Origin of the sequence: Burkholderia sp. EMB26, from assembly GCF_024730645.1 — a bacterium.
Lineage (GTDB): Bacteria > Pseudomonadota > Gammaproteobacteria > Burkholderiales > Burkholderiaceae > Burkholderia > Burkholderia cenocepacia.
This window is the reverse complement of the sequence record NZ_CP078070.1, coordinates 248098-274362: the sequence shown is the minus strand read 5'-3', so window position 1 is coordinate 274362 and position 26265 is coordinate 248098. Positions and strand designations below refer to the sequence as shown.

Sequence of the window (26265 nt, the reverse complement as noted above, 5' to 3'; positions counted from 1 at the left end):
CTAAACGGACTCATCACTGACCCGCGACGTCACGTCACATCCTGTGCGCAGGCGATCAGCCGGTCGTGCAGCGCACCGATGTCGGCCGACGGCGCGTCGAACGGCGTGCGCACCCGGCGGCCGTCGCATCGCCAGTCCGCGCCATGGCGATCGACGCCGAGCAGGTCGAGCCCGTCGCGGCGTGCGTCGCCCGCCTCGTACGCGTGCCACAGCGCCTGCTCGTCGTCGAACGCGAGCGGCGGCAGCGCATCGAGCTGCGTGCCGTCGACCCAGCCCATTCGCCCGAACCCGCCGATGTAGCGCAGCCGCTCGATCTCGAGCGCCCAGAACGCGAAATCGCCGAGCGCGAGATAGCGTGCGGCGTCCGGTTCATAGCGCAGGTAGCGCGCGGTGACGTGCGGATCGTCGCCGAGCGGCACGAACCGGCCCAACAGCGTCGCGCGCTCGGCGTTCAGGACGTCGCCGTCGCCGGCATCGACGACGAGGAAACCCGCACGCGGATCGGCGACGAGATTGCGCGTGTGCTCGGCCAGGCCGCTCACCAGGATCACGGGCCGATGGCTCGCATCGGGTGCAAACGGCACGACGGTCGGATACGGAAAGCCCAGCGGTTCGCGCGCATGGGTGGCGAGCGTGCCGAGCGCGCAGCGGTGCAGCAGATGCAGGGCGAAGGCGGGATCGATGTTCAAGGGGACTCCTGCGGTCGAAAGGGCGCATCGGTTTCGATGTTACCCGCGCACGCCGCGTGCCGCGCATCGGCCGAACGGCCAGTCCGTCACCGGGGCGCCACCGCGAGACGACCCGCTCTCCAGCGCATCGACCGAACGGCCATCGCCCGGCAGGATCGTAAGCGGTTCGATAGAATCGGACAGGTCCGACGGGCGCCGCGTGCGCCCGCGCATTTTCCTGACGAGCCTTCCCGTGTCCGAATCCTCCTCCCCCGAATCGTCGTCCCCGTTCGCCGCGCCGCCCGACGCGCACCGCGTGCTGCCGCTGCCGGCCCGCCAGCGTGCGCGCACGGCGTCGATGGCGCTGTTCTTCGTCGCCGGCATGATGTACGCGTCGTGGGGCGTGCACGTGCCGACCGTGCGCGACAAGTTCGCGCTGAGCCCCGGGCTGCTGTCGATCGCGCTGTTCGCGGTCGCCGGCGGGTCGATCGCCGCGATGCTGACCATCGCGCGCTGGATCGCGCGCGTCGGCTCGCGCACCGCGTGCCTCGCCGGCGGGCTCGTGATGTCGGCGTGCGCGGCGCTGATCCTCGTCGTGCCCGACTACTGGATGCTGCTCGCGGTGCTCGCGCTGTTCGGCTTCTCGATGGCGACACTCGACGTCGCGATGAATGCCGAGGCCAGCGCGGTCGAAATCGCGCTCGGCAAGCCGATCATGTCGTCGCTGCACGGGATGTTCAGCATCGGCGGGATGGCCGGCGCAGCGGCCGGCGGCGCGCTGCTGTCGGCCGGCATGGCGCCGGTCGCGCATCTCGCGCTCGCGGCGGCGGTAAGCGCCGCGGTGCTCGTGGCCGCGAGCCCGGCCGTGCTGCCGCACGTGCCGCACCACGAACAGGCGCACGGCGGCGGCAACCGCTGGCGCTCGCCCGCATTGTGGATGCTCGGCGGCATCGCACTGATCGCGCTGATCGCCGAAGGCGCGATGTACGACTGGGCGACGGTCTACATGCGCGACGTCGTCGCGGCGAGCCCGGCGCTCGCGAGCGCCGCGTACGCGGCGTTCTCGGGCGGGATGGCCCTCGCGCGCTTCGCGGGCGACGCCGTGCGCGCCCGCTTCGGCGCGCCGCAGCTCGTGTTCGCGAGCGCGTCGCTCGCGTGCGCGGGGATGATCGGCGCGCTGCTGCTGCCGTATCCGGCCGCGGTGCTGACCGGCTTCACGCTGATGGGTCTCGGGCTGGCCAACATGATGCCCGTGCTGTTCGCGGCCGCCGCGCGCGTGAAAGGCATCCACGCGGCCGAAGGGCTCGCGCACGTGGCCGGGCTCGCGTATTTCGGACTGCTGTTCGGTCCGGTCGTGATCGGCGCGGTCGCGCAGGCCGCGAACCTGACGATCGGCCTGTCGGTCGTCGCGCTGTGCGCGGCGCTCGTTGCGCTCGTCGCGCCGAAGGTGCTGTCGCACCTGAAGATCTGACGGCACGGCGGCGCACGCCGGCCCAAAAAGAAAACGCGCATGCGTTGCCGCATGCGCGCTTTCACCCCTTCTGTTGACCGCTTGTCGCGTTACATCTTCACTTCGTCGAGCAGCGACTTCTTGCCGCTCTTGTAGTTGTACAGCGAGATCACGCCGTGCTGCAGGTCGCCCTTCGAGTCGAAGGTCGTCGTGCCGATCACGCCCGTGTACTTCGTCGCCGGCATCGCCGCGAGGATCTTCGCCGGGTCCGTCGAGTTCGCGCGCTTCATCGCGTCGGCGATGATGTACACGGCGTCATACGTGAACGGTGCGTAGATCTGGATCGGCTGGCCGAAACGCTTCTCGTACTTCGCCTTGAACGCCGCGCCGCCCGGCATCTTCTCGAGCGAAGCACCGGCTTCCGAGCACACGATGTTGTCGGTCGCGTCGCCGGCCAGGTCGGCCAGCTTTTCCGTGCACACGCCGTCGCCCGCGAAAATCTTCGCGCGCAGGCCGAGCTGCTTCGCCTGTTTCGCGAACGGGCCGCCGGTAGCGTCCATGCCGCCGTACATGATCGCGTCCGGGTTCTCGCCCTTGATCTTGGTCAGAATCGCGCGGAAGTCGACTGCCTTGTCGTTCGTCGCGTCATGCGACATCACCTTCAGGCCGAGCGCCTTCGCCTTCTTCTCGAATTCGTTCGCGAGACCCTGGCCGTACGCGGTCGAATCGTCGACCACCGCCACGCTCTTGATGCCCTTCGAGTGCGCGTAGTCGGCCAGTGCCGGGCCCTGCTGCGCATCGGTCGCGACCACGCGATACGTGGTCTTGAAGCCCTGCTGCGTGTAAGCCGGGTTGGTCGCCGACGGCGAGATCTGCACGACGCCCGCATCGCTGTAGATCTTCGAGGCCGGGATCGACGTGCCCGAGTTCAGGTGGCCGACCACCGCGACGACCTTGTCGTCGACGAGCTTCTGCGCAACCTGCGTCGCCTGCCGCGGGTCGGCGGCGTCATCCTGCGGGTCCAGTTGCAGCGTGATCTTCTGGCCGCCGATCGTGAGACCCTTCGCGTTGATCTCCTCGACTGCGAGACGTGCGCCGTTTTCGTTGTCCTTGCCCAGGTGTGCAATGCCGCCCGTCAAGGGCGCGACGTGGCCGATCTTGACGACTTGATCGGCGGACGCGTTGCTTGCAGCTGCAGCACACAGCATCGCCGCGGCGGTGATCGGCAACAGCTTTTGCATCTTGATATTCATGTAAGTCTCCAGTTCGGTCCCAATAAACGCCATCGCCCGGTGCCCCGCTGCCATCCCCGTGTTTGCAATCACTGGACGATTCGCCGGTTGCATCGTTCATGCACTTGGCCTCAAGCACGTGAAAACAGCCGCTTTTAGCGGCCACCCGCCCGTACTTGCGCGCAAGTGTAGGTGATCAAATTAATTTGTGGGACTTTTTTGGGGTAGTGGTAACACTACCGATACGCGCGCTTTGGAAGGAGGACTCGAATATCGCCGCAAGCCCCGCCGGATAAGGGTTTCCGCTAATTCCCGGCGATCTTTTGAAAGGTCGTTTCAACGCATTCCCGGGGTATTTCGATTCGGTATTTTGTGCCCGGGATCGTTGAATGAAACGCGTGTGACGGCACACGCGTTTCGTCGTCCGACATGAACGATTTCTGGCGGCCGATGCGGGGTTCAGGCGGCCGAGGCGCGCCATTCGGCGTCGAGCGCGGCAACCAGTTGCGACGTCGTCAGCGTGTCGCCGCGCCGCCGCGCGAGGGGTGCGCCCTGCCCGGCCCACAGCGACAGATAGTCGCCGTCGTTCGCGCGCGCGGCGGCCTGGCGCAGCGGCTGGGTCAGCGCGTTCTGCACCGGATACGGTGCCGCGTCGACCACGTGCTCGCCGAGCCGCGCCATCAGCGTGTTGCGCAGCCCGCGTGCGTGACGGCCGGTGATCGCGCGCGTGACCTGCGTCGACGTATCGGCGCTCGCGAGCAGACGCGCCTTCCAGTCCGCGGCGATCGCGCTTTCCGCGCACGTGAGGAACGCGGTGCCGAGTTGCGCGGCCTGCGCGCCGAGCGCGAGCGCGGCCGCGATCCCGCGGCCGTCCATGATGCCGCCCGCGGCCAGCACGGGCAGCCCCGTCGCGTCGACGAGTTGCGGGACGAGCGCGAGCGTGCCGATCAGCGCGTCGTCGGCGGAGCCGATGAAGGTGCCGCGATGGCCGCCGGCCTCGGCGCCCTGCGCGGACAGCGCGTCGGCACCGGCCGCCTGCCACGCGAGCCCTTCGGCCACGTGCGTCGCGGTGCCGATCACATAAGTGCCGGCGGCTTTCAGGCGGGCGACGTCGGCCGCGTCGAGCACGCCGAACGTGAAGCTCGCGACCGGCACGCGCAGCGCAACGAGCGCATCGAGCTGCGCGCGGAAATCGGGCGCATAGCGCGCGGGCGCCGTGCCCGGCGGCAAGCCGAGCGTCGCGTTCAGCGGGTCGATCGCGGCCAGCGCACGCGCGACGGTCGCCGCATCGGGCGCGGCTTCATCGGGCAACACGAACAGGTTGATCGCGAACGGGCGATCGGTCGCCGCGCGGATCGCGGCGACTTCGGCCTCGATGCGCTCGGGCGCGAGCGCGCCGGCGCCGAGGCTGCCGAGCGCACCGGCATTCGACGCGGCGGCGACCATCGCGGTCGTGGTCGCGCCGACCATCGGCGCCTGCACGAGCGGCAGACGCAGGCCGAAGCGTTCGGAAAAGGGGGTGGACAACGAGCGGGCAGACATGGCGAATCCTTCGATGACGATGCGCGAAAGCGCTTTGTAAAGGCCGACACATCGACTCTATCGAAGCGGCGCGGCGCCGAAAAATGAATAATCGAGATCGAAACGATCGCTGCGCGAGAAACGGGCGCGTGCACTGCAGCATCGAACGATTGGTGGCACACTAGGCCGCCCTCTTTTCACCCTGGGGGCGCGCATTGCGCACCCCGCACGCCAGGAGTTCAGAACGTGACTGCCCAATGGATCGACATCCCGACCGGTAACGACAGCTTCGGCGGCTATCTCGCGCTGCCCAAGCGCGGCAAGGGCCCTGCCGTCATCATCATCCAGGAGATTTTCGGCGTGAACGCGCACATCCGTGCGGTCGCCGACCAGTACGCGGCCGACGGCTTCGTCGCGCTCGCGCCCGACGTGTTCTGGCGCACGCAGCCGCGCGTCGAGCTGACCTACGAAGGCGCGGATCGCGACAAGGGCATCGAGCTGATGAAAAAGACCGACGTGGGGCTCGCGGTCGCGGACATCGGCGCGGCGGCCGACGCGTTGCGCGCCCGCCCCGAAGTGGACGGCAAGCTCGCCGCGATCGGCTACTGCTTCGGCGGCCAGCTCGCGTACCGCGCGGCCGCAACCGGCAAGCTCGATGCGGCGGTGTCCTATTACGGCGGCGGCATCCAGAACGCGCTCGACCTCGCCGGCCAGGTCACGCAGCCGATCCTGTTCCACTACGCGGAAAACGACCACGGCATTCCGCTCACCGCGGTCGACCAGGTGAAGGCCGCGTTCGCCGGCCACGGCCATGCGTCGTTCCACGTGTACCCGGGCGCCGAGCACGGCTTCAACTGCACGGACCGCGCGTCGTACAACCAGCGTGCCGCGGCGCTCGCGCACGGCCGCACGCTGACGTTCCTCGCCGAGCACCTCTAAAAGCGCCGGCCGCGGGCCCGCCACGCCGGGCCCGCGTTATGCTCGCACCATCGCCATGAGTCACAACGGGGGTGACCGCGATGCACTCGGACTATCTCGCGCATGACGCCATCGGACTCGCCGCGCTCGTGCGCGACCGCCAGGCCAGCCCGCGCGAACTGCTCGACGCCGCGATTGGCCAGGCCGAAGCGGTCAACGGCGCGATCAACGCGATCGTGCTGCAGGACTACGAAGCCGCGCGCCAGCGTGCGGCGAGCGCGCCCGAACCGGGCGCCGCCACGCCGTTCGCGGGCGTGCCGTATCTCGTCAAGGATCTCGGCGCGGCGGTCGCCGGCTTGCCGCTGTCGATGGGCAGCCGGCACTACCGCTACTTCGTGCCGGCCGACGATTCGCCGGTGATCGCGCGCAGCCGCGCGGCGGGTCTGAACGTGTTCGGCAAGACCAACACGTCCGAGATCGGCCAGATGCCGTACACGGAACCCGAACTGTTCGGCGCGTGCCGCAACCCGTGGAATCTCGACCACACGCCCGGCGGCTCGAGCGGCGGCGCGGCGGCGGCCGTCGCGGCCGGCATCGTGCCGCTCGCGCATGCGTCCGACGGCGGCGGCTCGATCCGCATTCCGGCGTCGTGCTGCGGGCTGTTCGGCCTGAAGCCGAGCCGCAACCCGGTGCTGGTCGACCTGCCGTCGAACGGCGAACTCGTGGTCCAGCATGCGGTGTCGCGCAGCGTGCGCGACAGTGCGCTGCTGCTCGACGTGACGACCGGCCAGACGCTGCCGCCCGGCGCGCCCGGCACCTTCCTCGGCGCGCTCGATACGCCGCCCGGCCCGTTGCGGATCGGCCTCGTCGTCGATCCGATGCTCGCGCCGGCGCTCGCCGACGACACGCGCGCGGCGCTCGACGACGCGGCCGCGCTGCTCGAATCGCTCGGCCATCACGTCGAGCCGACGACGCTGCAGATCGACTATGCGCGCGCGGCCGAAACCTTCCTCACGCTGTGGGCGACGATCGCCGAAGAAATGGTGCTCGGCGCGCGCGAGCTGACCGGGCGCACGCCGCGGCGCGGCGAATTCGAGGCCGCGACGTGGGCGATGGCCGTGGTCGGCCGCCGCCTCGCGCGCACGCGCCTGCCGGACGTACTCGAATGGCAGCGCCAGCTCACCGTGCAGGTCGCCGGTCTCGTGTCGCGCTACGACGCGATCCTGTGCGCCTCGCTCGCGGGGCCGCCGGTGAAGATCGGCGAGCTGCAGCCGACGCCGTTCGAATCCGCGCAGATGAAGCTCGTCGCCGCGTTGCCGGTGAAGCCGCTGCTGAAGGAGATGCTCGCGAAGTCGTCGGAGAAGGCGTTCGCGTGGGCCGGCTGCACCGAGCTGTTCAACCTGACCGGCCAGCCGGCGATGTCGGTGCCGCTGTACTGGAACGCGCGCGGGCTGCCGATCGGCGTGCAGTTCGCCGCGCGCCACGCGGACGAAGCGTTGCTGCTGAAGCTCGCGCGGCAGCTCGAACAGGCGCGGCCGTGGTTCGACCGCCGCCCGCCGCTGATGCAGGCGCAGCGCTGATTCAGCGGCTTCCGCCACGCGGCATGCGCGGCGCTTCACGATAAAAAAAGCCCCGCCGGCGCAAACCGGCGGGGCTTTCACGCATGCAATTGCGTGACGGCGCTTACATCGCGAGCCGTTCGCAGATCGTCCGCGTGGCGGTCGCCGCGTTCAGCGTGTAGAAATGCAGCCCCGGCACGCCCGCGTCGATCAGGCGCTGGCACAGGCTCGTGACGACGTCCGCGCCGAACGCGCGGATCGACTCGCGATCGTCGCCGAAGCTCTCGAGCCGGCGCGCGACCCAGCGCGGCACTTCGGCGCCGCACATCTCGGAGAAGCGCATCAGCTGCGAGAAGTTCGTGATCGGCATGATGCCCGGCACGATCGGCACGTCCACCCCCAGCTTGCGCGCATCGTCGACGAAGCGGAAATACGCATCCGCATTGAAGAAGTACTGCGTGATCGCGGAATTCGCGCCGGCTTTCACCTTGCGCGCGAAATTCTCGAGATCGGCCTTCGGCGAGCGCGATTGCGGGTGGTACTCCGGGTAGCCGGCGACCTCGATGTGGAACCAGTCGCCATGCTCGGCGCGGATGAAGCTGACGAGTTCGGACGCATAGCGCAGCTCGCCGACCTCGCCCATCCCCGACGGCAGGTCGCCGCGCAGCGCGACGATGTGCCGGATGCCGTGCGAGCGGTACTGGTCGAGGATCGCGCGCAGGCTGTCGCGCGACGAGCCGATGCACGACAGGTGCGGCGCGGCCTCGAGGCCGTCCTTCTGCATGTCGAGCACGGTATCGAGCGTGCCCTGCTGCGTCGAGCCGCCGGCGCCGAACGTCACGGAGACGAATTTCGGCTTCAGCGGCAGCAGCTGCGCGCGCGTGGCGCGCAGCTTTTCGACGCCGTCCGCCGTCTTCGGCGGGAAGAATTCAAACGAGAGTTCGATCGGTTTCATGATTCGATGGGGTTGGGCCTGCGCCCGCCAGCCCTCAGCCGATGTCGCGCTGGCCGAAGATCAGGGCGGACAGCAGCCACGACACGATGCTGTACAGGATCGAACCGAAGAACGCGGACCAGAACCCCGACACCTCGAAGCCCTTCAGCAGCGACGACGCGAACCAGAAGCACAGCGCGTTCACGACGAGGATGAACACCCCGAGCGTGACGATCGTGACGGGCAGCGTCAGCAGGATCAGCACCGGCCGGATCACCGTGTTGATCAGCCCGAGCACCACCGCGATGATCAGCGCGGTGCCGAAGCTCTTGATGTGGATCGACGGCACGAGGTACGTGATGATCAGCAGCGCCAGCGCGTTGATGACCCAGGTGAGGATGACGCTCATGGAGTGCTCCGGTTCGGTTGTCGATCGGTACGATCGGTGAGCGCCGCCGCGCCGTGCGCCCGCGACGGGCGCGCACGGCACGGCGGCGGCCGCGCATCAGTATCAGTAGCGGTAGTGGTTCGGCTTGAACGGGCCGTCCTTCTGCACGCCGATGTACGCGGCCTGCTCGTCCGACAGCACCGACAGGTTCGCGCCGATGCGCGCGAGGTGCAGGCGCGCGACCTTTTCATCGAGGTGCTTCGGCAGCACGTACACCTTGTTCTCGTACTGCTCGCCGCGCGTGAACAGCTCGATCTGCGCCAGCGTCTGGTTCGCGAACGAGTTCGACATCACGAACGACGGGTGGCCGGTCGCGCAGCCGAGGTTCACGAGGCGGCCTTCGGCCAGCAGGATCACGCGCTTGCCGTCCGGGAAGATGATGTGGTCGACCTGCGGCTTGATGTTTTCCCACTGGTACTGGCGCGTCGACGCGACGTCGATTTCCGAGTCGAAGTGACCGATGTTGCAGACGATCGCGTTGTGGCGCATCGCCTTCATGTGATCGTGGTTGATCACGTGATAGTTGCCGGTCGCCGTCACGAAGATGTCGGCCTTGTCCGCCGCGTATTCCATCGTCACGACGCGGTAGCCTTCCATCGCCGCCTGCAGCGCGCAGATCGGATCGATTTCGGTGACCCACACGGTCGCGCCGAGGCCGCGCAGCGACTGCGCGCAGCCCTTGCCCACGTCGCCGTAGCCCGCGACGACCGCGACCTTGCCCGCGATCATCACGTCGGTCGCGCGCTTGATGCCGTCGACGAGCGACTCGCGGCAGCCGTACAGGTTGTCGAACTTCGACTTCGTGACCGAATCGTTCACGTTGAACGCCGGGAACGGCAGGCGGCCGTCCTTTTCCATCTGGTACAGGCGGTGCACGCCGGTCGTGGTTTCTTCGGTCACGCCCTTGATGTGCGCGAGGCGCTTCGAGTACCAGGTCGCGTCGACGTCGAGGTGCTTCGCGATCGACTTGTACAGCGCGACTTCTTCCTCGTTGGTCGGCTTCGCGATCACCGAACGGTCCTTCTCGGCCTTCGAGCCGAGGATCAGCAGCAGCGTTGCATCGCCGCCGTCGTCGAGGATCATGTTCGCGAATTCGCCGTTCGGCCATTCGAAGATGCGGTGCGAGAACTCCCAGTATTCGTCGAGCGATTCGCCCTTGAACGCGAACACCGGCGTGCCGGCTTCGACGATCGCGGCCGCCGCGTGATCCTGGGTCGAGAAGATGTTGCACGATGCCCAGCGCACGTCCGCGCCGAGCGCCTTCAGCGTCTCGATCAGCACGCCCGTCTGGATCGTCATGTGCAGCGAACCGGCAATGCGCGCGCCCTTCAGCGGCTGCTGCGCCTTGTATTCGTCGCGGATCTGCACGAGGCCCGGCATTTCGGTCTCGGCGATGTTGAGTTCCTTGCGGCCCCAGCCGGCCAGCGCCATGTCGGCGACGACGTAATCGGTGGATGCCTTGGAATCGATAATGGCGTTCATCACGCCCTCCTTTCTAAAAAGTTTCTAGATTGGTGACGTGAGCGCCGTTCAGGAAGCGGGGCCGGCGCGAAAAAATCGCCGCACGGCTGCTTGGTGAAGCTCTCCGAGCCTGGCGGACGCTGGTGGTCCGTCGCAACGCTCCTCGGAAAACGGAGGGGATTGTAGCAAATCGGCGCGCGGAATGCGCAAGGACCCGCACACGAGCGCGGCACGGGCGCGCGGCGCCGGCGCGCGCGGCCGTCGACAAGGGGTCAGGACTCGGCGCCGACCCACGCCTGTTCGCGCAGCCGCGCGCGCAGGCGCGCGACGGCCTGGCTGTGCAGCTGGCACACGCGCGATTCGCTCACTTCGAGCACCGCGCCGATCTCGCGCAGATTCAGACCCCGTTCGTAGTACAGCGACATCAGCAGCTTCTCGCGCTCCGGCAGCCGCTCGATCGCCTCGACCAGCGCCTCGCGCAGGTGCTCGTCGAGCAGCGCCGACAACGGATCGGCGTGATCGACGCGATAACGGTCGAGGAATGGCTCGTCGTCGGCCGCGCGGTCGAAATCCTCGTAGTAGATGAGCTGGCTGCCGTGCAGGTCCTGCAGCATCCCCTGGTATTCGTCGAGCGGCATGTTCAGGTGCTGCGCGATCTCGGTCTCGCTCGCCGAGCGGCCGAGGTGCTGCTCGACCTGGTGCACCGCGTGCTCGACCTCGCGCGACGTCTTGCGCAGGCTGCGCGGCAGCCAGTCGTTGCTGCGCAGCTCGTCGAGCATCGCGCCGCGGATGCGCTGCGTCGCATAGGTCTCGAACTGCGCGCCCTGGTCTTCCTTGTAGCGGCCGGCCGCGTCCATCAGGCCGATCATGCCGGCCTGGATCAGGTCGTCGAGATCGACGCTCGCCGGCATCTTCGCGACGAGTTGCAGCCCGAGGCGGCGCACGAGCGGCGCATATTGCGCGAGCACGTCGGCCTGGGACATCTTTCCTTGAGCGTTGTACATCATGGCTCTCTCCTTCGGGTGGCGCTCACGCGGCGTGTGCCGCGCCCGCCTCGTACGACGGCTTGCCGCCGGCGTGGACCGCCCGGCCCGCACCCGAACGCGGGCGCATCGGCCAGTACAACAGGTCGGCGGCAATCTGCCGGTAGTCGCGCGCGGCGGGCGACGACGGGAACGCGTCGACCACCGCATGCATCAGGTCGCGGGCGTGCTCGACGAGCGGATCGGCGCTCACGCAGCCCGCATCGGCGATCGACACGGTCAGGTAGCGGCTTGCGACGCCCGCGAGGTTGTCGAAGGCCGTCTTCGCGTCCGCGTGGCTGCCGACCTGATTGGTCAGCACGCGGAACTGCGCGAACGCGTGCGCGAAATGCAGCCGCTTCATGCACGCGTATGCCTCGGTGATCGCCTGCGCGGCGACCCGCGTGACGACCAGCACGTCGTGCGCTTCGCGCGCGAGCGCCGAGAACGAGCCGTCGGCGCCGAGCTGAGCGTCGACGAGCACGATGTCGGCCGGGCCGTCGATGAAGTCGCTCAGTTGCGCGTCGCTGTAGCCGGCGCGCGCGAGCCGCGCGGCGCCGCACAGGCCGAAGCCGGCCGCCACCCGCGTGCGTTCGCCGTCGCGCAGCCACGCGCCCGCGAGCGTCGCGCTGGCCGAGTGCACGTCGGCGCGCTCGTCGACGACGAGCACGTCCTTGCCGAGCGACGCGAGCGCCGCCGCGAGGTTCACCACGGTGGACGTGCAGCCGACGCCCGCCGGCCCGCCCGTCACCGCGACGATGCGCGACGCGCGCCCGGCCAGCAGGCGCCGCAGCCCTTCGGCCTGATCGATGATCCGTTTATCCAAATCGCACCTCGTGCAGCTCGGCGGTGGAACGTGCGGTCAGTGCGGAAAGCAGCGTCGGCATGTCCTCGTCTTGCGGCACGAAGGGCGAGCCGTCGCGCGGCACACAGAACGCGCTCTTCAGCAGGAATTTGGTCGACGCGACGTACAGGTTCTCCGGCACCTTCTGGCCGGTCGACACGTAGTGGACCGGCAGCTTGTAGCGGATCACCGTGTCGAGCACGCCGCCGAGGTGGGTCGCCTCGTCGAGCTTGGTGAGGATGCAGCCGGCCAGGTCGGGATGCTCGCCAGCACTGCGGTACGCCTGCACGACTTCGTTCAGCGTGTCGCCGTGGCTCGTCGCGTTGAGCAGCAGCAGGCGCTGCACCGGTGCGTTCGCGCCGTGCAGCATCGCGATCTGGTCGGACACCGCGCGGTCGCGCTGGCTCATGCCGATCGTGTCGATCAGCACGATGTGCTTGTTGCGCAGCTCGGACAGCGCGAGCGCGAGGTCGCCCGCATCCTTCACCGCGTGCACCGGCACGCCGAGGATCTTGCCGAAGATGCGCAGTTGCTCGTGGCCGCCGATCCGGTAGCTGTCGGTGGTCAGCAGCGCGACCTTGCTCGCGCCGAAGCGCATCACGCAGCGCGCGGCCAGCTTCGCGGTGGTGGTCGTCTTGCCGACGCCCGTCGGCCCCATCAGCGCGAACACGCCGCCGCGCTCCATCAGCGCGTCCTCGCTGTCGAGCACCGGCAGGTTCGACGCAAGCACCGACTGCGCCCATTCCGCGGCCTGCCCGAAGGTCTGCGCGCCGTCGCCGGACGGCAGGTTGTCGACCAGCATCCGCACGAGCTGCGCGGAGAAGCCGGCCGCGAACAGGTGCTTCGTCAGCGCGCCGTGGACGGCGCTGCGGCGCTGGCGGTCGTGCCACATCAGGCTGTCGAACTGCTCTTGCATCATCCCGCGCAGCTCGCCCAGCTCCTGCATCACCGTGTCGTTGACGATCCGCTCGAGGCGCGACTTCACCGCATCGGCCACCGCGGCGGCGGTGTCGGCGGACAGGCGCGTGCGTTCCGTCGCCCTGCCGGCGTACGCGGCACCCGTGTCGGGTACGCGCTTCGCGGCGGCCGGCGATCCGGCGGCGGGCGATCCCGCGGCCGTCACGCCGGCGGCCGGCATCCGGCGTTCGGCGTCGCGGACGATGTCGCGCGCCCAGTCCGGCGGCGTCGCGCTGGCCGCGGCGCGCGGCGCGGGCGCGCTCGGCTGCGGCTCGGCCGGCGCCTGCGCCCGGGCGATCAGCGCGTCGCGCTGCTGCGTGAGGCGCTTCGCGTGCTCGACCAGCCACGGTGCGGGTTCGGAAGGGGCGGCCGGCGATCCGGGCGCGGGCGTACCGGCGGCCGGCGCGGCGATCGACGGCGCTGTCGCGGCGGGCGCGTCCGCATCGCTCGACGGAGAATGCGCATCCGCGTCGTGCGCGTCGGCGCTCGCGCCGAACACCGACGAGAACACGTCCGGCAGCCCGCCTTCGCCGGCCGCGTACGGATTGACGGCCGGGCGCGGTGCGATGCCCGGGCGCGGTGCGATGCCCGGGCGCGACACGATGCCCGGCACGGCGGCGGCCGGCACCGACTCCGGCACGCGCGACGTGGCGACGCGCGGACGCGCGGCCGGCGGCGCCACCGCGGCGAGCTCCGAATCGGCGAGTGCAACGATTTCGACGCTGCCGTCATCGAGCGTGCGGTTCGACAGCACGACCGCGTCGGCGCCGAGCGCCTCGCGCACGAGACGAAGTGCGTCGCGGCTCGTTGCGCCGGTGAATTTGCGAATGTTCAAGCGGAACCCCCGATGACGTTAACGACTTTGATCGTGCGTGTGTCCGGCACTTCGGCATACGACAGCACTTTCAATTGCGGCAGGCTGCGGCGCAGGAAGCGCGCGAGCATCGCGCGCAGCGCGTGCTGCACCAGCAGCACCGGCGGCAGCCCGAGATTCTGTTGACGCAGCATCGCTTGCTGCGTGCCGGTCAGAAGGTTGTGCGCGAGGCCGGGTTCGAGGCCCGGGTTCGCGCCGGTGGCGAGCGCCTGCGACAGCACGCGCTCCAGGTTCGCGTCGAGGCCCATCACCTGCATTTCGCCGTTGCCCGGATACCACTGCTGCGTGATCGCGCGGCCGAGCGACAGGCGCACCGCGGCGGTGATCTCGAACGCGTCGCCGCGGCCCGCATGCTCGGACACGGCCTCGAGGATCGTGCGCATGTCGCGGATCGGCACGCCTTCCTCGAGCAGGTTCTGCAGCACCTTCTGCAGCGTGGTGAGCGAGATCGTCTTGGGTACGAGGTCCTCGACGAGCGACGGTGCATCCTTGCCGGTGCGTTCGACGAGCGCCTGCACTTCCTGGCGGCCGAGCAGCTCGGCCGCGTGCTGGACGACGAGATGGTTCAGGTGCGTCGCGACGACCGTGCTCGCGTCGACCACCGTGTAGCCGTACACCTGCGCCTGCTCGCGCAGCGCGACGTCGATCCACACGGCCGGCAGCCCGAACGCGGGGTCCTGCGTGACGGCGCCCGGCAGCGCGGCCGTCACCTGGCCCGGGTTGATCGCGAGCCACTGGCCCGGGAACACTTCGCCCGCGCCGATCTCGACGCCCTTCAGCGCGATCCGGTACGCGTTCGGCCGCAGCTCGAGGTTGTCGCGGATATGGATCACCGGCGGCAGGAAGCCGATTTCCTGCGCGAATTTCTTGCGGATGCTCTTGATGCGCTTGAGCAGCTCGCCGTCGCTGTTCTTGTCGACGAGCGGAATCAGCCGGTAGCCGACTTCGAGGCCGAGCGGGTCGATCAGCTGCACGTCGTCCCAGGTCGCTTCGTGGCTGTCGGCCGGCAGCACGGCGGGCGGTGCGATGTCGGTCACGTCGCCGGCCGCCTTGCGGGCCGCCGCGCGCCTGGTCTGCGTGCGCGCCAGCCAGATCGCGCCGCCGCCGAGCGCGAGGAACGCGAAGTGCGGCATCCCCGGGATCAGCCCCATCAGCACGATGATCGCGCCGGTGATCGTCAGCACGCGCGGGTTCGTGAACAGCTGGCCGGTGATCTGCGTGCCGATGTCCTCGTCGGTCGCGACGCGCGACACGATCACGCCGGCCGCGGTCGAGATCACGAGCGACGGGATCTGCGCGACGAGGCCGTCGCCGATCGTCAGCAGCGTGTAGTTGGTGCCGGCCGCGGCGAAGCTCATGTCGTGCTGGACCATCCCGACGATCAGCCCGCCGATCACGTTGATCGCCATGATGATCAGGCCGGCGATCGCGTCGCCGCGCACGAACTTCGACGCGCCGTCCATCGACCCGTAGAACTCCGCTTCCTGCGACACGGCCAGGCGCCGCTTACGGGCCTGTTCCTCGTTGATGAGGCCCGCGTTCAGGTCGGCGTCGATCGCCATCTGCTTGCCGGGCATCGCGTCGAGCGTAAAGCGCGCGGACACTTCGGCGATCCGCCCCGCGCCCTTCGTGATCACCATGAAGTTGATGATCATCAGGATCACGAACACGACGATGCCGACCGCGAAGTTGCCGCCGACCAGGAAGTGGCCGAACGCCTCGATCACCTGGCCGGCCGCGTCCGGGCCGGTATGGCCTTCGAGCAGTACGACGCGCGTCGACGCGACGTTCAGCGACAGGCGCAGCAGCGTCGAGAACAGCAGCACGCTCGGGAACGCCGCGAAGTCGAGCGGCTTCATCGTGTACATGCTGACGAGCAGCACCATCACCGACAGCGCGATGTTGAACGTGAACAGCAGATCCAGCAGCATCGGCGGCAGCGGCAGGATCATCATCCCCAGGATCATGCAGATGAGGATCGGGCCCGCGAGCGCGCGCAGGTTCGTGCCTGCCAGCAGGTTCGGGCGCTTCGCGAACAGGCCGGTGGTCGGGGTGCTCATGCCGCGGTCCCTCGTTTGCCGAGCGTGTCCTCGGCTTCTTCACGTTCGTCGTCGGCGGCGACCGACGTGCCCTTGTCGAGTTCGGCCGGCACGTCGAGATCGACCGGCACCGCCGGGAACGCGCCGCCTTCCGAGCGGAAACGCTTGAGCTGGTACACCCATGCGAGCACTTCGGCGACCGCCGAGTACAGCGAACCGGGGATCTCGCGCTCGAGTTCGACGTTGTGATACAGCGCCCGCGCGAGCGGCGGCGCTTCGAGCAGCGGCACGTTGTGTTCGGCCGCGAGTTCGCGGATGCGCGCCGCGACGAGGTTCACGCCCTTCGCGACGACCTTCGGCGCACGCATCTCGCCATCCGTGTATTGCAGCGCGACCGCGAAGTGGGTCGGGTTCGTGACGACCACGTCGGCCTTCGGCACGGCCGCCATCATCCGGCGGCGGGCGATCGCGCGCTGCTGCTGGCGAATGCGCCCCTTCACGTGCGGATCGCCTTCGTTCTCGCGATGCTCGCGCTTCACTTCTTCCCTCGTCATGCGCAACTTCTTGTTGTACTGCCAGAGTTGGTAAGGCACGTCGAGCCCGGCGACCACCAGCATCCCGGCGACCGTCGTGCCGCAGCACACGGCGACCAGATGCAGCGCATCGGGCAGCGCCGCGCCGAGCGGCTGGGTCGCGAGGCCGAGCAGTTCGTCCTTGCTGCGCCAGATCGCGATGCCGCCGATCCCGCCGACCACCAGTGTCTTCGCGATCGACATCCCGAGCTGGATCGGCCCCTGGATCGAGAAGATCCGGCCGAGGCCCGAGATCGGGTTCAGCCGGTCGAACTTCAGCTCGAACGTCTTTTGCGAAATCAGCCAGCCGCCGAGCGCCATCGGCGCGAGCAGCGCGGCGACGCCGGTGAGCGCGAGAAGCGGCAGCAGCGCGGCGAAGCCCTCGAGGCTCGCGCTGCCGGCCGCCGACAGCATCCGGTGGGTGTCGAACGCGGTCGCGCGATCGAACGTGAACGCGCCGCGCAGCATCGCCTGCAGATGCGCGCCCGACGGGCCCGCGAGCAGCCATGCGCCGTAGAACCCCGCCGCGAGCAGTGCGAACGAAGCCAGTTCGCGCGAACGCGCGACCTGCCCCTCCTCGCGCGCCTTCTCGCGGCGCCTGGGAGTGGCGGCTTCGGTCTTGTCGAGATCGCTCTCGTCTGCCACGGGGCCTCCAGTCGGCTACGGCGGAATGCCGTTTTCCAGTGACACCGATTATTCATGGAGGCGTCAAACGCCGATCGGTCGAGCAAAGCCGGGAAAGGGGGGTATTTCGGGGAATCGGACGAGCCGCCGCGAACGCGGCCGGAGCGGGGGCGGAACGATGCGCGGCGCGGCGGAAAAACCGGCCGGCCGGCGCATGGGGGCGGCGGCGCTCGCAGGCGGGACGGCACCGGCTGAGTGCGGGGGGACGGTGAAACGACGGGCGGGAAAACGGGAAGAGGCGGGGAAAGCGGGCCCCGACGCAACGGCCCCCGGACGGGCCGATCGCCACGTCATGCTCGTCGCGAATACGTCGAGTCTTCGCTTCGTCGCAATCCTTGCGCCCGGCCCTTTCCGGGGCCAGCGCAAGCCCGTTATTGGCGTGAACAGGCCCTAGCCAGCCGCCGCCCGCTGCAGCGCGTCGAGATCGAGCTTCTTCATCGTCATCACCTGCGCCATCACGCGCTCGGCGCGGGCCGGGTCGCCCGTCATCAGCTCGGCCATCTGCACCGGCACGACCTGCCACGACACGCCGAAGCGGTCGCGCAGCCAGCCGCATTGCTGCGCGCGCTCGTCGCCGCCTTCGGACAGGCGCGCCCAGTAACGGTCGATCTCGTCCTGGTCGCGGCAGTTGACGACGAACGACACGGCCGGCGTCATCTGGAACACGGGGCCGCCGTTCAGCGCGACGAACGCCTGCCCGTCGAGCTCGAACGCCACGGTCATCACCGCGCCCTCGGCGTTGCCGGACGCGTGCGCGCCAGCCTTGCCGTAGCGCGCGACGTGCACGATGCGCGCGTTGTCGAACACCGATACGTAAAAAGCGGCCGCCGCCTCGGCGTCGCGGTCGAACCACAGGAACGGCGTGATGCGCTGGATACGCTGGGTCATGGCGCTGTCTCCTCGATGTCGTGCCGGCACCGGTGCCGGTCTTACATCGTAGCCGCTGCGCCGGCGCCTGGCGGCGCGCCGGCTCGTAGCGCGCGCACCGCACGCCGGATAAAAAAAGGGGGCGATCGCTCGCCCCCTTCGTTCCTGCGTCCGGCCGTGCCGCGTCAGAACGCGACGAACGGCTGCGCGCCGCCGCTCGCGGTCTTGTCCATCCCGAAGTAGATCGTCTTGCCGTAGAAGTGCGGCATGCCGATGTCGAGCCAGCTGGACGAGCCGAACGGGCCCGCGATGTCGTTGAACGCGAACGTCGACGGGTTCGAGAACAGCGAATCCGCGTTCGCGACCGGCATCGACACGGTACCCGACGCGCCGTTCTGGCCCCTCAGCGTGGCCGAGTACGAGGTCGTGGTCGCGGGGCAGTAGAACTCCGTGTTCCTCGAACAGACCGTCTGCGCCGAATCGTTGAAGAAATACGCGTTCGAGCCCGTATCGAAGAACGCGGTCACGTTGCGCCCCTGGAACGTCGCGCTGACGTCGCCGGTCGTGGTCGACGTCATCACCGTCTTGCCGCTCAGGTTCGGCAGGCCGAACGTCAGCGTGCCGGTTGCGCTCCCCTGCCCGCTGGACGAGATGTCGGGCATCTGCACGCTCACGCCGTCGCTGTTCGCGAACCGATGCACGGGGTTGGCCACCTGCTGCGCGAGCGGCACGAGCGCGACCGTGCAGCTTGCGTTGTCGCCGTTCGGGCACGCGTAGTAGTTGTTGCTCGTCGACGTCGACGTCGCGCAGGTCGTGCCGCAGTCGTACGGCGCCGGCCCGATGCCGAGGATCCCGTTCGCGCCGAGCGCGCCGGTCGAGTTGGCCGACGCGCCGCCGTTCGTGCACGAGCTCGGCACGTTGGTCGTGCCGAGGTCGCCGATGATCTGCACGGGCAGCGAGCTCGCCTGCTCGGTGCCGATCGACAGGTCGACGGTGCGCACCGAGCCCCACGTGTAGCTCGACACGAACTTGCCGCATTCGGCGACCGGCGCGCCGCCGCTCGTCACCTGCGGCAGGCTGTCGTGCACGCCCGCCACCGCGCTGCCGACGAGCCGCAGCCCGTAGGACGCGGTATCGACGAGCACGTTGTTGACGATCTGGCAGTTCGACGTGCCCGGCACGCAGACCTTCAAGCTGATGGTCGGGATGTTGATCACGTTCGCGGCGCCGGCGCCGACCGTGATGACGGCCGTGTTGCCGCTGTTGCCGTCGGACCCGCCCGAGCCGTTGCCGCCCGTATTGCCGCCGTTGCCCGCACTGCCGCCGCCGCCATCGCCGCCGCCGCATGCCGTCACGAGTACGGCCGTCGCGGCCAGGAGGCCCAGCACGCCGAGCCAGCGCTTGAATGTACGAGGAATGCTCAAGGTCGCTCTCCCGCTGTCACTGGATATCGGTGCCGGCCACGCCGGCAGGCAGCGCCGACGGCAGCCATGCCTGGCCGGAGAAGGCGCCCATGTGGCCGCCCGTCCGGATCACGAGGCCGCTCGTCTCGACGGCCACCGGCGCGCGCCAGCCGCGCGCCTGGTGCGCCGCCTGGACCCCGGCGGTGTACTGCGGGAAATAGCTGCCGAGCAGCGACGCGAGATCCGGCATCGTCGGCCCGCGCCATGCGAGGCCGAACACGCTGCCGGCGGCCGACGTGTATTCGTGGATGACGGTGCCCGATCCGAGCGTGATCTCGCGGACGGTATAGGCGGCCGTGCTCGTCTGCACGCCGTCCGCCGAGCGCATCGCGCGCTGCAGCGCCCGCACGGTGGCGGCCTGATCGTCCGCCGGCGGCGACATCGGTGCGCCGCCCAGTTCCGCATGTGCGTGGACGGCCCACAGCACACTCATTGCAGCCGTCGCGTGCGCGACGGTCCAGCCCAAGCGTTTCAGCTTCACGTTCCCCCCCAAGGGACTGGCTTCGTTGCCGACGGCGCCGCCGTCGGCCCCCGCCGCCTGCCAACTTATGAATCTTACGAATGACGCTACGTTGCTGCTGACGCGTAGTATGCCTGCTGAGTGTGGCCACGTGTCAATTCGACGCAGGATCACGCCGCGCGGCGCATCGGCGGCGGACACGGGAAAACGCGGCGGGAACGGGGAATGCGCGCATCGGCCGCCCCCGCGGAAGGGGGCGCGCCGATGCGTGGCGACCGGGTCAGAAGCCGAGGCTGGCGAGCAGGTCGTCGACCTGCCCCTGGTCCTGGACGACGTCGGATTTGCCTTCCGGCGCGATCTGCGGGCCGTTCAGCAGCGATTCGGGGCTGCCGGTCGCGCTCATCTGCTCGGCCGCGAACGCGGCGGCGGTGGCCGCGAACTGCTCGCGCCGCTCCGGCGCGATGTTCTCGACGAGCACCGTGAGGAGCTGCTGCTCGATCAGGTAGACCATGTCCATGATCTTCTTGATCACCTGGCCGGTCAGATCCTGGAAATCCTGCGCGAGCATGATCTCGAGCAGCTGCGCGCGAGTCGCCGACGTCGACTCGGGCAGCGTGCGCAGGAACGTGCGCGTATCGTCCATCAGCTCGCGCACTTCCGCGTGCTCGATCGGCGCCGCGTACCACTGCGCCCAGCGCACGTCGAGCGCCTCGGCCTCGTTCTGGATGCGCTCCTGCATCGGCTTCGCGATCTCGATCGCATTCAGCACGCGCACCGCGGCCTGCTCGGTCATCGTCGCGACGTAGCGCAGCCGGTCGCGCGCATCCGGCACGGCTTCCGCCGCGCGCTCGACGTGCTTGTCGAGCCCGAGCTCGCGCATCGAATCGCGCAGCGTGCGCGTGACGTGGCCGATGCGCGCGAGGATCCGGTCGCTCGCGTAATCGGCGCCTTCGGCATGGCCGTCGGCGTTGATCGCCGCGCCGGCGAGCGCCGCATGGATCGGCTCGTTCACGTTCAGCTCCCGGCCTTGGCCATCTTGTCGATGATCTTGTTCAGCTTCTCGTCGAGCGTCGCGGCCGTGAACGGTTTCACGACGTAGCCGCTCGCGCCGGCCTGCGCGGCCGCGATGATGTTCTCCTTCTTCGACTCGGCCGTGACCATCAGCACCGGCAGGTGCGTGAGCGTCGCGTCCGCGCGGATTTCCTTCAGCATCGCGAGGCCGTCGAGGTTCGGCATGTTCCAGTCCGAGATCACGAAGTCATAGCCGCCGCCGCGCAGCCGCGCGAGTCCGGCCAGGCCGTCCTCGGCCTCGTCGACGTTCGAATAGCCCAGTTCCTTGAGCAGGTTGCGGACGATCCGGCGCATCGTCGGGAAATCGTCCACCACCAGGATTTTCATGCTCTTGTCCATCGTCGTTCCTTTCCAGATTCGTTTCCGTCGGGACGCGTATCGTGGCACGCGCCCCGTGACATTCCATTCACACGCGCTGCACGCGGTCGCCCATCGTCGCCAGGCGCGCCATCACGCGGCGGCTCATGTCGGCGAGCGGCGCGATCTCGTCCGCGCCGCCGAGCGCGATCGCCTCGCGCGGCATCCCGAACACGATGCAGCTCGCTTCGTCCTGCGCGAACGTGTGGGCGCCCGCGCGTTTCATTTCCAGCAGGCCCGCCGCGCCGTCGCGGCCCATCCCGGTGAGGATCACGCCGATCGCGTTCTTGCCCGCATGCGTCGCCGCCGAGCGGAACAGCACGTCGACCGACGGGCGGTGCCGGTTCACCGGCGGCTCGTCCGACAGTTGCGCAATATAATTCGCGCCGCTTCGCGCGAGCAACAGGTGTGCGTGGCCCGGCGCGATGTACGCATGGCCCGGCAGCACGCGTTCGCCATGCTCGGCTTCCTTCACCGCGATCCGGCACAGGCCGTTCAGTCGCTGCGCGAACGATTTCGTGAAGCCCGGCGGCATGTGCTGCGCGATCAGCACGGCCGGCGCATCCGGCGGCAGCGGCGTCAGCACTTCACGGATCGCCTCGGTGCCGCCCGTCGACGCGCCGATGATGATCAGCTTCTCGGTACTGACGAGCGGGTTGTTGATCATCGGCGCGGCCGCGGCGCTGTCCGCCGTGCGCGCGGCGGCCTGCGGCTGCGGCGCCTGGCGCACGCGCGCGCGCGACGCCGCGCGGATCTTGTCGGCGAGCTTTTCCGCGTAGTCGAGCATCCCGTCGCGAATCCCGACGCGCGGCTTCGTGACGAAATCCACCGCGCCGAGTTCGAGCGCGCGCAGCGTGATTTCCGAGCCGCGCTCGGTCAGCGACGACACCATCACGACCGGCATCGGCCGCAGGCGCATCAGCTTCTCGAGGAAGTCGAGCCCGTCCATGCGCGGCATTTCGACGTCGAGCGTGAGCACGTCGGGGTTGTGCTGCTTGATGAGCTCGCGCGCGACGAGCGGATCGGGCGCGGTCGCGACCACCGTCATGTCGGGCTGGCTGTTGATGATCTCGGTCATCAGGCTGCGGATCAGCGCCGAATCGTCGACGCACAATACTTTGATCTTCTGCACTGCGGTCATGCCTCCTGCTTTCTTGATAGGTTCGCCGCGTACGGGCTCCCTTGCGGGCCAGCCGTCCGCGCACCGCCGCTGCCGGCCGGCGCGGCGCCACGCGCGCCGAACAGCTCGATGCGCGGGCGCGCCGGTTGCGGCGCGGCAGGCCGCTTCGCGGCGAACAGCTCGACGTGCGCACGCGTGCGTGCGGTGCGGAGGCGATCGGCCTCGCGCGCGAGCGCGGCTTCGCGCTCGGTGACGCCCGGCACCTGCAGCCGCAGCTTCTTCACCATCGCGCGCCCGCTGTGCGGCATGAACGCGACCTTGCGCGGATGCACGCCCTGCAGGTCTTCCGCGGTGATGCGGATGCGCTCGAGCGCGAGATAGCGGCGCACGAAATCCGCGTTGCGATCGCCGATGTTGATCGTCGTCATCCCGGCCAGCACGGCCGCGCCGCCGAACACCTTCGCCTCGAAGCGCTCGCGGCGCCCGCCGGCCTTGATCAGCTCGTTGATCAGCACTTCCATCGCATATGCGCCGTAGCGCATCGATTCCGACGCGGCGGCGCCCGGATCGGCGCCGTCGTCCGGCAGCATGAAGTGGTTCATCCCGCCGATGCCCGCATACGGGTCGTGCAGGCACGCGGCGACGCACGAGCCGAGCACGGTCATCAGCACCATGTCCTCGGACGTCGTGTAGAACTCGTTCGGCAACAGCTTCACGCCGGGGCGCTCGAAGTGGTTGTCGAAGTAGCGATTGGTCGCGATCGGCAGTGCGCTCATCCGCGCTCTCCATAGGCGGGCGCGCTGCCCGCGGCCCGCGCACGCACAGGCGACGACGTCGCGGCCGCCGTGCTCGCCTGTGCGCCGCGCGACCGTGCGCCCTGAGCGGCGTCGCGCGTCAGTTCGTACACCGTCTGCCCGCGCAGCCGGAACGCCTGCGTCACGTACGTGAAATTCTCCGAATGGCCGGCGAACAGCAGGCCGCCCGGCTTCACGAGCGGCTCGAAGCGCGACAGCACCTGCCCCTGCGTCGGCTTGTCGAAATAGATCATCACGTTGCGGCAGAAGATCGCGTCGAACGGCTTGCCGATCCCGTAGTCGGCATCGGTCAGGTTCAGTTGCTCGAAACGGATCATCGCGCGCAGCTCGGGGCGCACCTTCACGCGGCCGGCCTGTGCGCCCGTGCCCTTCAGGAAGAAGCGCTTGAGCCGCTCCGGCGACAGGTGCTTGACCTGGTCGTACGTATAGATGCCGGCTTCGGCCTTCGCGAGCACCTGCGTGTCGAGATCGGTCGCGAGGATCGACGCGCTGCGCGCCGCCGTTTCGCCGAGCGCCTCGATCAGCGTGATCGCGATCGAGTACGGCTCCTCGCCGGTGGACGCCGCCGAGCACCAGACCGACACCGGCGCCGGCCGCCCCTTCACGAATTCCGACAGGATCGGGAAATGGTGCGACTCGCGGAAAAACGCGGTCAGGTTGGTCGTCAGCGCGTTGGTGAACGCTTCCCACTCGAGCGGATCGTCTTCCTGCTCGAGCAGGTCGAGGTAGTCGCGGAACGTGTCGAGGCCGCGCGCCCGCAGCCGTCGCGCGAGACGGCTGTACGCCATGTCGCGCTTGTGCTCGGACAGCGAGATGCCCGCGCGTTGATGGATCAGCGCGCGGATGCGTGCGAAATCCGCGCCGGTGAACGCGAAGTCGCGCCCCGGCTCGCCCGCGCGAGGCGAGGCATCCGGTGCATCGGGTCGAAACGGCGCACGCGCGTGCTGCATGGCTTAGAAGGTCTCCCAGTCGTCGTCGGACGTGCCGGCGGCCGCCAGCGCCGGCTTCTCGCCGTTCAGCGCCGGGCGCACGAGCGCGGGTTTCGCGGCCGGCTTGTCCGCCGCTGCGGCGGTCTTCGCCAGACGCGGGCCGTAGCCGCCTGCGGCGGCGCCGCCGCGGGAAGCCGGTGCGTCCTTCTGCGTACGCGCAGTGGCGTCGGCCGCCCGCTTCGGTTCGTGGTCGGCGCCCGCGGCGGCCGCGCGCGACGCCGGCGCGGCACGCCGTGCCGCCGGCTGGGCCGCGGCCTGCGGCGCCGGCAGCGCGGCGACCGGCGCGTCGTGGCGCGCGTCCGACGGCAGCGCCGCCGGTTCATGGGCCACCGGCCGCGCGACGCTGCGCGCCGGCGCGAGCACGATGCCGCCCGCGACGCGCCAGCCCGACACGATCGCCTTCATCTGGCGCGTCTGCTCCTCGAGCGACGCGGCCGCGGCGGCCGCCTGCTCGACGAGCGCCGCGTTCTGCTGCGTGACCGCATCCATCTGGCCGACCGCGCGGTTGACCTGCTCGATGCCGGTCGACTGCTCGTCGGACGCGGCGCTGATCTCGCCCATGATGTCGGTCACGCGGCGCACGGCCTGCACGATTTCTTCCATCGTCGCGCCGGCGCGCGCGACGAGCGCCGACCCGCTGTCGACCTTCTCGGCCGAATCGCCGATCAGCTGCTTGATTTCCTTCGCGGCGCTCGCGCTGCGCTGCGCGAGCGAGCGCACCTCGCCCGCGACCACCGCGAAGCCGCGGCCCTGCTCGCCGGCCCGCGCCGCTTCGACGGCCGCGTTCAGCGCGAGGATGTTGGTCTGGAACGCGATGCCCTCGATCGTGCCGATGATGTCGACGACCTTGCCCGAGCTGGCCGCGATGTCCTGCATCGTCGATACGACCTGGCCGACCACGTCGCCGCCCTGCGTCGCGATGTCCGACGCGTTCACCGCGAGCTGGCTCGCCTGCCGCGCGTTTTCCGCGTTCTGCCGCACGGTGCCGGTCAGCTGCTCCATGCTCGACGCGGTTTCCTGCAGCGACGCGGCCTGCTCCTCGGTGCGCTGCGACAGGTCGATGTTGCCGGTCGCGATCTCGCGCGCGCCGACGTCGATCGATTCGGTGCCGCGATGCACGGCCTGCACCATCGTCGTGACGGCGTCCTGCATCCGCTTGATGCCGCCGAACAGGCGGCCGATCTCGTTGGTGCTGAACACGTTCACCGGCTGCGTGAGGTCGCCGCCGGCGATGCGCTCGAAGTGCGCGATCGCATCTTCCAGCGGCTTGACGATCAGCCCGCGCAGCGCGAAGCGGATCGCGATCACGACGACGAACGCGATCGCGATGCCGGCCGCGATCAGCGCGATCATCATCGAGATCTGCGACTGCGTCGCGGCCTGGCGTTCTTCCGCGCGCTTTTGCAGCGCGGCGATCACGGCTGCCGCCGTCTGGTCGAACGCGACGAACATCGGGCTGATCTTCGCGTCGGCGATCGCGTGGTACGCGGCCATGTCGCCCGCGCGTGCCGCGGCGAATTCCGGTTCGACGCCTTCCTTCATGATCGTCGTGTAACGCGCGGTGAGCTCGTCGACGAGCGCCTGCTCGACGCCGAGCTTCGGCGTCGACTGGAACGTCTGCCAGTTCTGGTTCGACTTCGCATACAGCTCCTGCGCGCGATCGAGCACCTTCGCCGCGTCGGCCGCATTGCCGGCTTCGGTCAGCGTACGAAAGCGATCGAGCGCGACGCGCGAGCGCAGCAGGTACGCGGCCGTGTCGTCCAGCGTGTGGATCGCCGGCAGGTCGACGTGCGCGATCTCGTCGAGCGAACGGCTCGCGTGATTCAGCGCGTAGAGGCCGAGCCCGCCGACCGCGGCGGCCAGGCACACGAGGATGAGTCCGACCGCCGTGAGCGTCGTGCGGATCGACCAGTTATGCAACATTGCAGATTCTCCCGAAA

23 protein-coding genes and 1 riboswitch are annotated in these 26265 nt (G+C 69.3%); of the genes, 3 read left to right on the top strand and 20 right to left on the bottom strand.

From position 1 onward, the window contains the following. Positions 1 to 29: 29 nt before the first annotated feature. Positions 30 to 689: a HugZ family protein gene (locus tag KU887_RS01290; RefSeq protein ID WP_258252410.1), complete on the bottom strand. Its 660-nt coding sequence runs from the start codon at positions 687 to 689 to the stop codon at positions 30 to 32. A gap of 232 nt (positions 690 to 921) precedes the next feature. Between KU887_RS01290 and KU887_RS01285 the strand changes: the two genes are divergently transcribed. Next, the gene (locus KU887_RS01285; RefSeq protein WP_060213145.1) at positions 922 to 2139 is read left to right on the top strand and encodes an MFS transporter; all 1218 of its coding nucleotides are present in this window, start codon (positions 922 to 924) and stop codon (positions 2137 to 2139) included. A gap of 89 nt (positions 2140 to 2228) precedes the next feature. Here the strand turns inward: KU887_RS01285 and KU887_RS01280 are convergent, their stop codons facing one another. Together KU887_RS01280 and KU887_RS01275 are read right to left on the bottom strand one after the other, a co-directional pair. Next, the gene (locus KU887_RS01280; RefSeq protein ID WP_006491874.1) at positions 2229 to 3371 is read right to left on the bottom strand and encodes a branched-chain amino acid ABC transporter substrate-binding protein; all 1143 of its coding nucleotides are present in this window, start codon (positions 3369 to 3371) and stop codon (positions 2229 to 2231) included. Positions 3372 to 3809: 438 nt separating this feature from the next. Continuing rightward, positions 3810 to 4892, bottom strand: a complete 1083-nt coding sequence (locus KU887_RS01275) for a nitronate monooxygenase family protein (protein WP_062911063.1) — start codon at positions 4890 to 4892, stop codon at positions 3810 to 3812. A 225-nt stretch (positions 4893 to 5117) separates the two neighbouring features. On the opposite strand from KU887_RS01275, the gene KU887_RS01270 reads away from it, so the two are divergent. Together KU887_RS01270 and KU887_RS01265 are read left to right on the top strand one after the other, a co-directional pair. Further along, positions 5118 to 5810 (top strand): dienelactone hydrolase family protein, encoded by a 693-nt coding sequence (locus KU887_RS01270; RefSeq protein ID WP_006484034.1) that lies wholly within the window; start codon positions 5118 to 5120, stop codon positions 5808 to 5810. Positions 5811 to 5890: 80 nt separating this feature from the next. Further along, positions 5891 to 7369 (top strand): amidase, encoded by a 1479-nt coding sequence (locus KU887_RS01265; RefSeq protein WP_060263639.1) that lies wholly within the window; start codon positions 5891 to 5893, stop codon positions 7367 to 7369. Positions 7370 to 7472: 103 nt separating this feature from the next. Here KU887_RS01265 and metF read toward each other — a convergent pair whose 3' ends face one another. From metF to KU887_RS01180, 17 genes are all read right to left on the bottom strand, one after another. Then, positions 7473 to 8303 carry a methylenetetrahydrofolate reductase [NAD(P)H] gene (metF, locus tag KU887_RS01260; RefSeq protein WP_124476712.1) on the bottom strand — a complete coding sequence of 277 codons (831 nt, stop codon included), beginning with the start codon at positions 8301 to 8303 and terminating at the stop codon, positions 7473 to 7475. Positions 8304 to 8337: 34 nt separating this feature from the next. After that, positions 8338 to 8691: a phage holin family protein gene (locus tag KU887_RS01255; RefSeq protein ID WP_006477367.1), complete on the bottom strand. Its 354-nt coding sequence runs from the start codon at positions 8689 to 8691 to the stop codon at positions 8338 to 8340. A gap of 102 nt (positions 8692 to 8793) precedes the next feature. Next, positions 8794 to 10212: an adenosylhomocysteinase gene (gene ahcY / locus KU887_RS01250; RefSeq protein ID WP_006484031.1), complete on the bottom strand. Its 1419-nt coding sequence runs from the start codon at positions 10210 to 10212 to the stop codon at positions 8794 to 8796. Between the two features lie 32 nt (positions 10213 to 10244). After that, positions 10245 to 10362: riboswitch (S-adenosyl-L-homocysteine riboswitch) on the bottom strand. A gap of 101 nt (positions 10363 to 10463) precedes the next feature. Continuing rightward, complete coding sequence (locus KU887_RS01245; protein WP_006484033.1) at positions 10464 to 11198, bottom strand: RNA polymerase sigma factor FliA; 735 nt, start codon at positions 11196 to 11198, stop codon at positions 10464 to 10466. A 22-nt stretch (positions 11199 to 11220) separates the two neighbouring features. Then, the gene (locus KU887_RS01240) at positions 11221 to 12039 is read right to left on the bottom strand and encodes a flagellar biosynthesis protein FlhG (RefSeq protein WP_006491878.1); all 819 of its coding nucleotides are present in this window, start codon (positions 12037 to 12039) and stop codon (positions 11221 to 11223) included. Continuing rightward, on the bottom strand, positions 12032 to 13849 hold the full coding sequence (gene flhF, locus KU887_RS01235) for a flagellar biosynthesis protein FlhF (protein ID WP_258252388.1): 1818 nt from the start codon (positions 13847 to 13849) through the stop codon (positions 12032 to 12034). Before flhF ends, KU887_RS01240 begins: the two co-directional genes overlap by 8 nt. After that, positions 13846 to 15948 carry a flagellar biosynthesis protein FlhA gene (flhA, locus tag KU887_RS01230; RefSeq protein WP_006485892.1) on the bottom strand — a complete coding sequence of 701 codons (2103 nt, stop codon included), beginning with the start codon at positions 15946 to 15948 and terminating at the stop codon, positions 13846 to 13848. Before flhA ends, flhF begins: the two co-directional genes overlap by 4 nt. Then, entirely contained in the window at positions 15945 to 17144 is a 1200-nt protein-coding gene (gene flhB / locus KU887_RS01225) for a flagellar biosynthesis protein FlhB (protein WP_258252381.1), read from the bottom strand. Before flhB ends, flhA begins: the two co-directional genes overlap by 4 nt. A 429-nt stretch (positions 17145 to 17573) precedes the next feature. Further along, on the bottom strand, positions 17574 to 18071 hold the full coding sequence (locus tag KU887_RS01220) for a VOC family protein (RefSeq protein WP_006485888.1): 498 nt from the start codon (positions 18069 to 18071) through the stop codon (positions 17574 to 17576). Positions 18072 to 18235: 164 nt separating this feature from the next. Further along, entirely contained in the window at positions 18236 to 19474 is a 1239-nt protein-coding gene (locus KU887_RS01215; RefSeq protein ID WP_006497451.1) for a DUF3443 family protein, read from the bottom strand. 16 nt (positions 19475 to 19490) lie between these two features. Beyond that, on the bottom strand, positions 19491 to 19994 hold the full coding sequence (locus KU887_RS01210; protein WP_012492269.1) for a DUF2844 domain-containing protein: 504 nt from the start codon (positions 19992 to 19994) through the stop codon (positions 19491 to 19493). A gap of 259 nt (positions 19995 to 20253) precedes the next feature. Beyond that, the gene (gene cheZ, locus KU887_RS01205; RefSeq protein WP_077056049.1) at positions 20254 to 20985 is read right to left on the bottom strand and encodes a protein phosphatase CheZ; all 732 of its coding nucleotides are present in this window, start codon (positions 20983 to 20985) and stop codon (positions 20254 to 20256) included. Between the two features lie 2 nt (positions 20986 to 20987). Continuing rightward, positions 20988 to 21383 (bottom strand): chemotaxis response regulator CheY, encoded by a 396-nt coding sequence (gene cheY / locus KU887_RS01200; RefSeq protein ID WP_006485893.1) that lies wholly within the window; start codon positions 21381 to 21383, stop codon positions 20988 to 20990. Between the two features lie 67 nt (positions 21384 to 21450). Beyond that, positions 21451 to 22542 carry a chemotaxis response regulator protein-glutamate methylesterase gene (locus KU887_RS01195; protein ID WP_012492268.1) on the bottom strand — a complete coding sequence of 364 codons (1092 nt, stop codon included), beginning with the start codon at positions 22540 to 22542 and terminating at the stop codon, positions 21451 to 21453. Beyond that, positions 22539 to 23297 carry a chemoreceptor glutamine deamidase CheD gene (gene cheD, locus KU887_RS01190; protein WP_006497454.1) on the bottom strand — a complete coding sequence of 253 codons (759 nt, stop codon included), beginning with the start codon at positions 23295 to 23297 and terminating at the stop codon, positions 22539 to 22541. Before cheD ends, KU887_RS01195 begins: the two co-directional genes overlap by 4 nt. Further along, the gene (locus KU887_RS01185) at positions 23294 to 24286 is read right to left on the bottom strand and encodes a CheR family methyltransferase (protein WP_058901983.1); all 993 of its coding nucleotides are present in this window, start codon (positions 24284 to 24286) and stop codon (positions 23294 to 23296) included. Before KU887_RS01185 ends, cheD begins: the two co-directional genes overlap by 4 nt. A 3-nt stretch (positions 24287 to 24289) precedes the next feature. Beyond that, positions 24290 to 26248, bottom strand: coding sequence for a methyl-accepting chemotaxis protein (locus KU887_RS01180; protein ID WP_258252361.1), 1959 nt, complete (start codon positions 26246 to 26248; stop codon positions 24290 to 24292). Between the last annotated feature and the right edge of the window lie 17 nt (positions 26249 to 26265).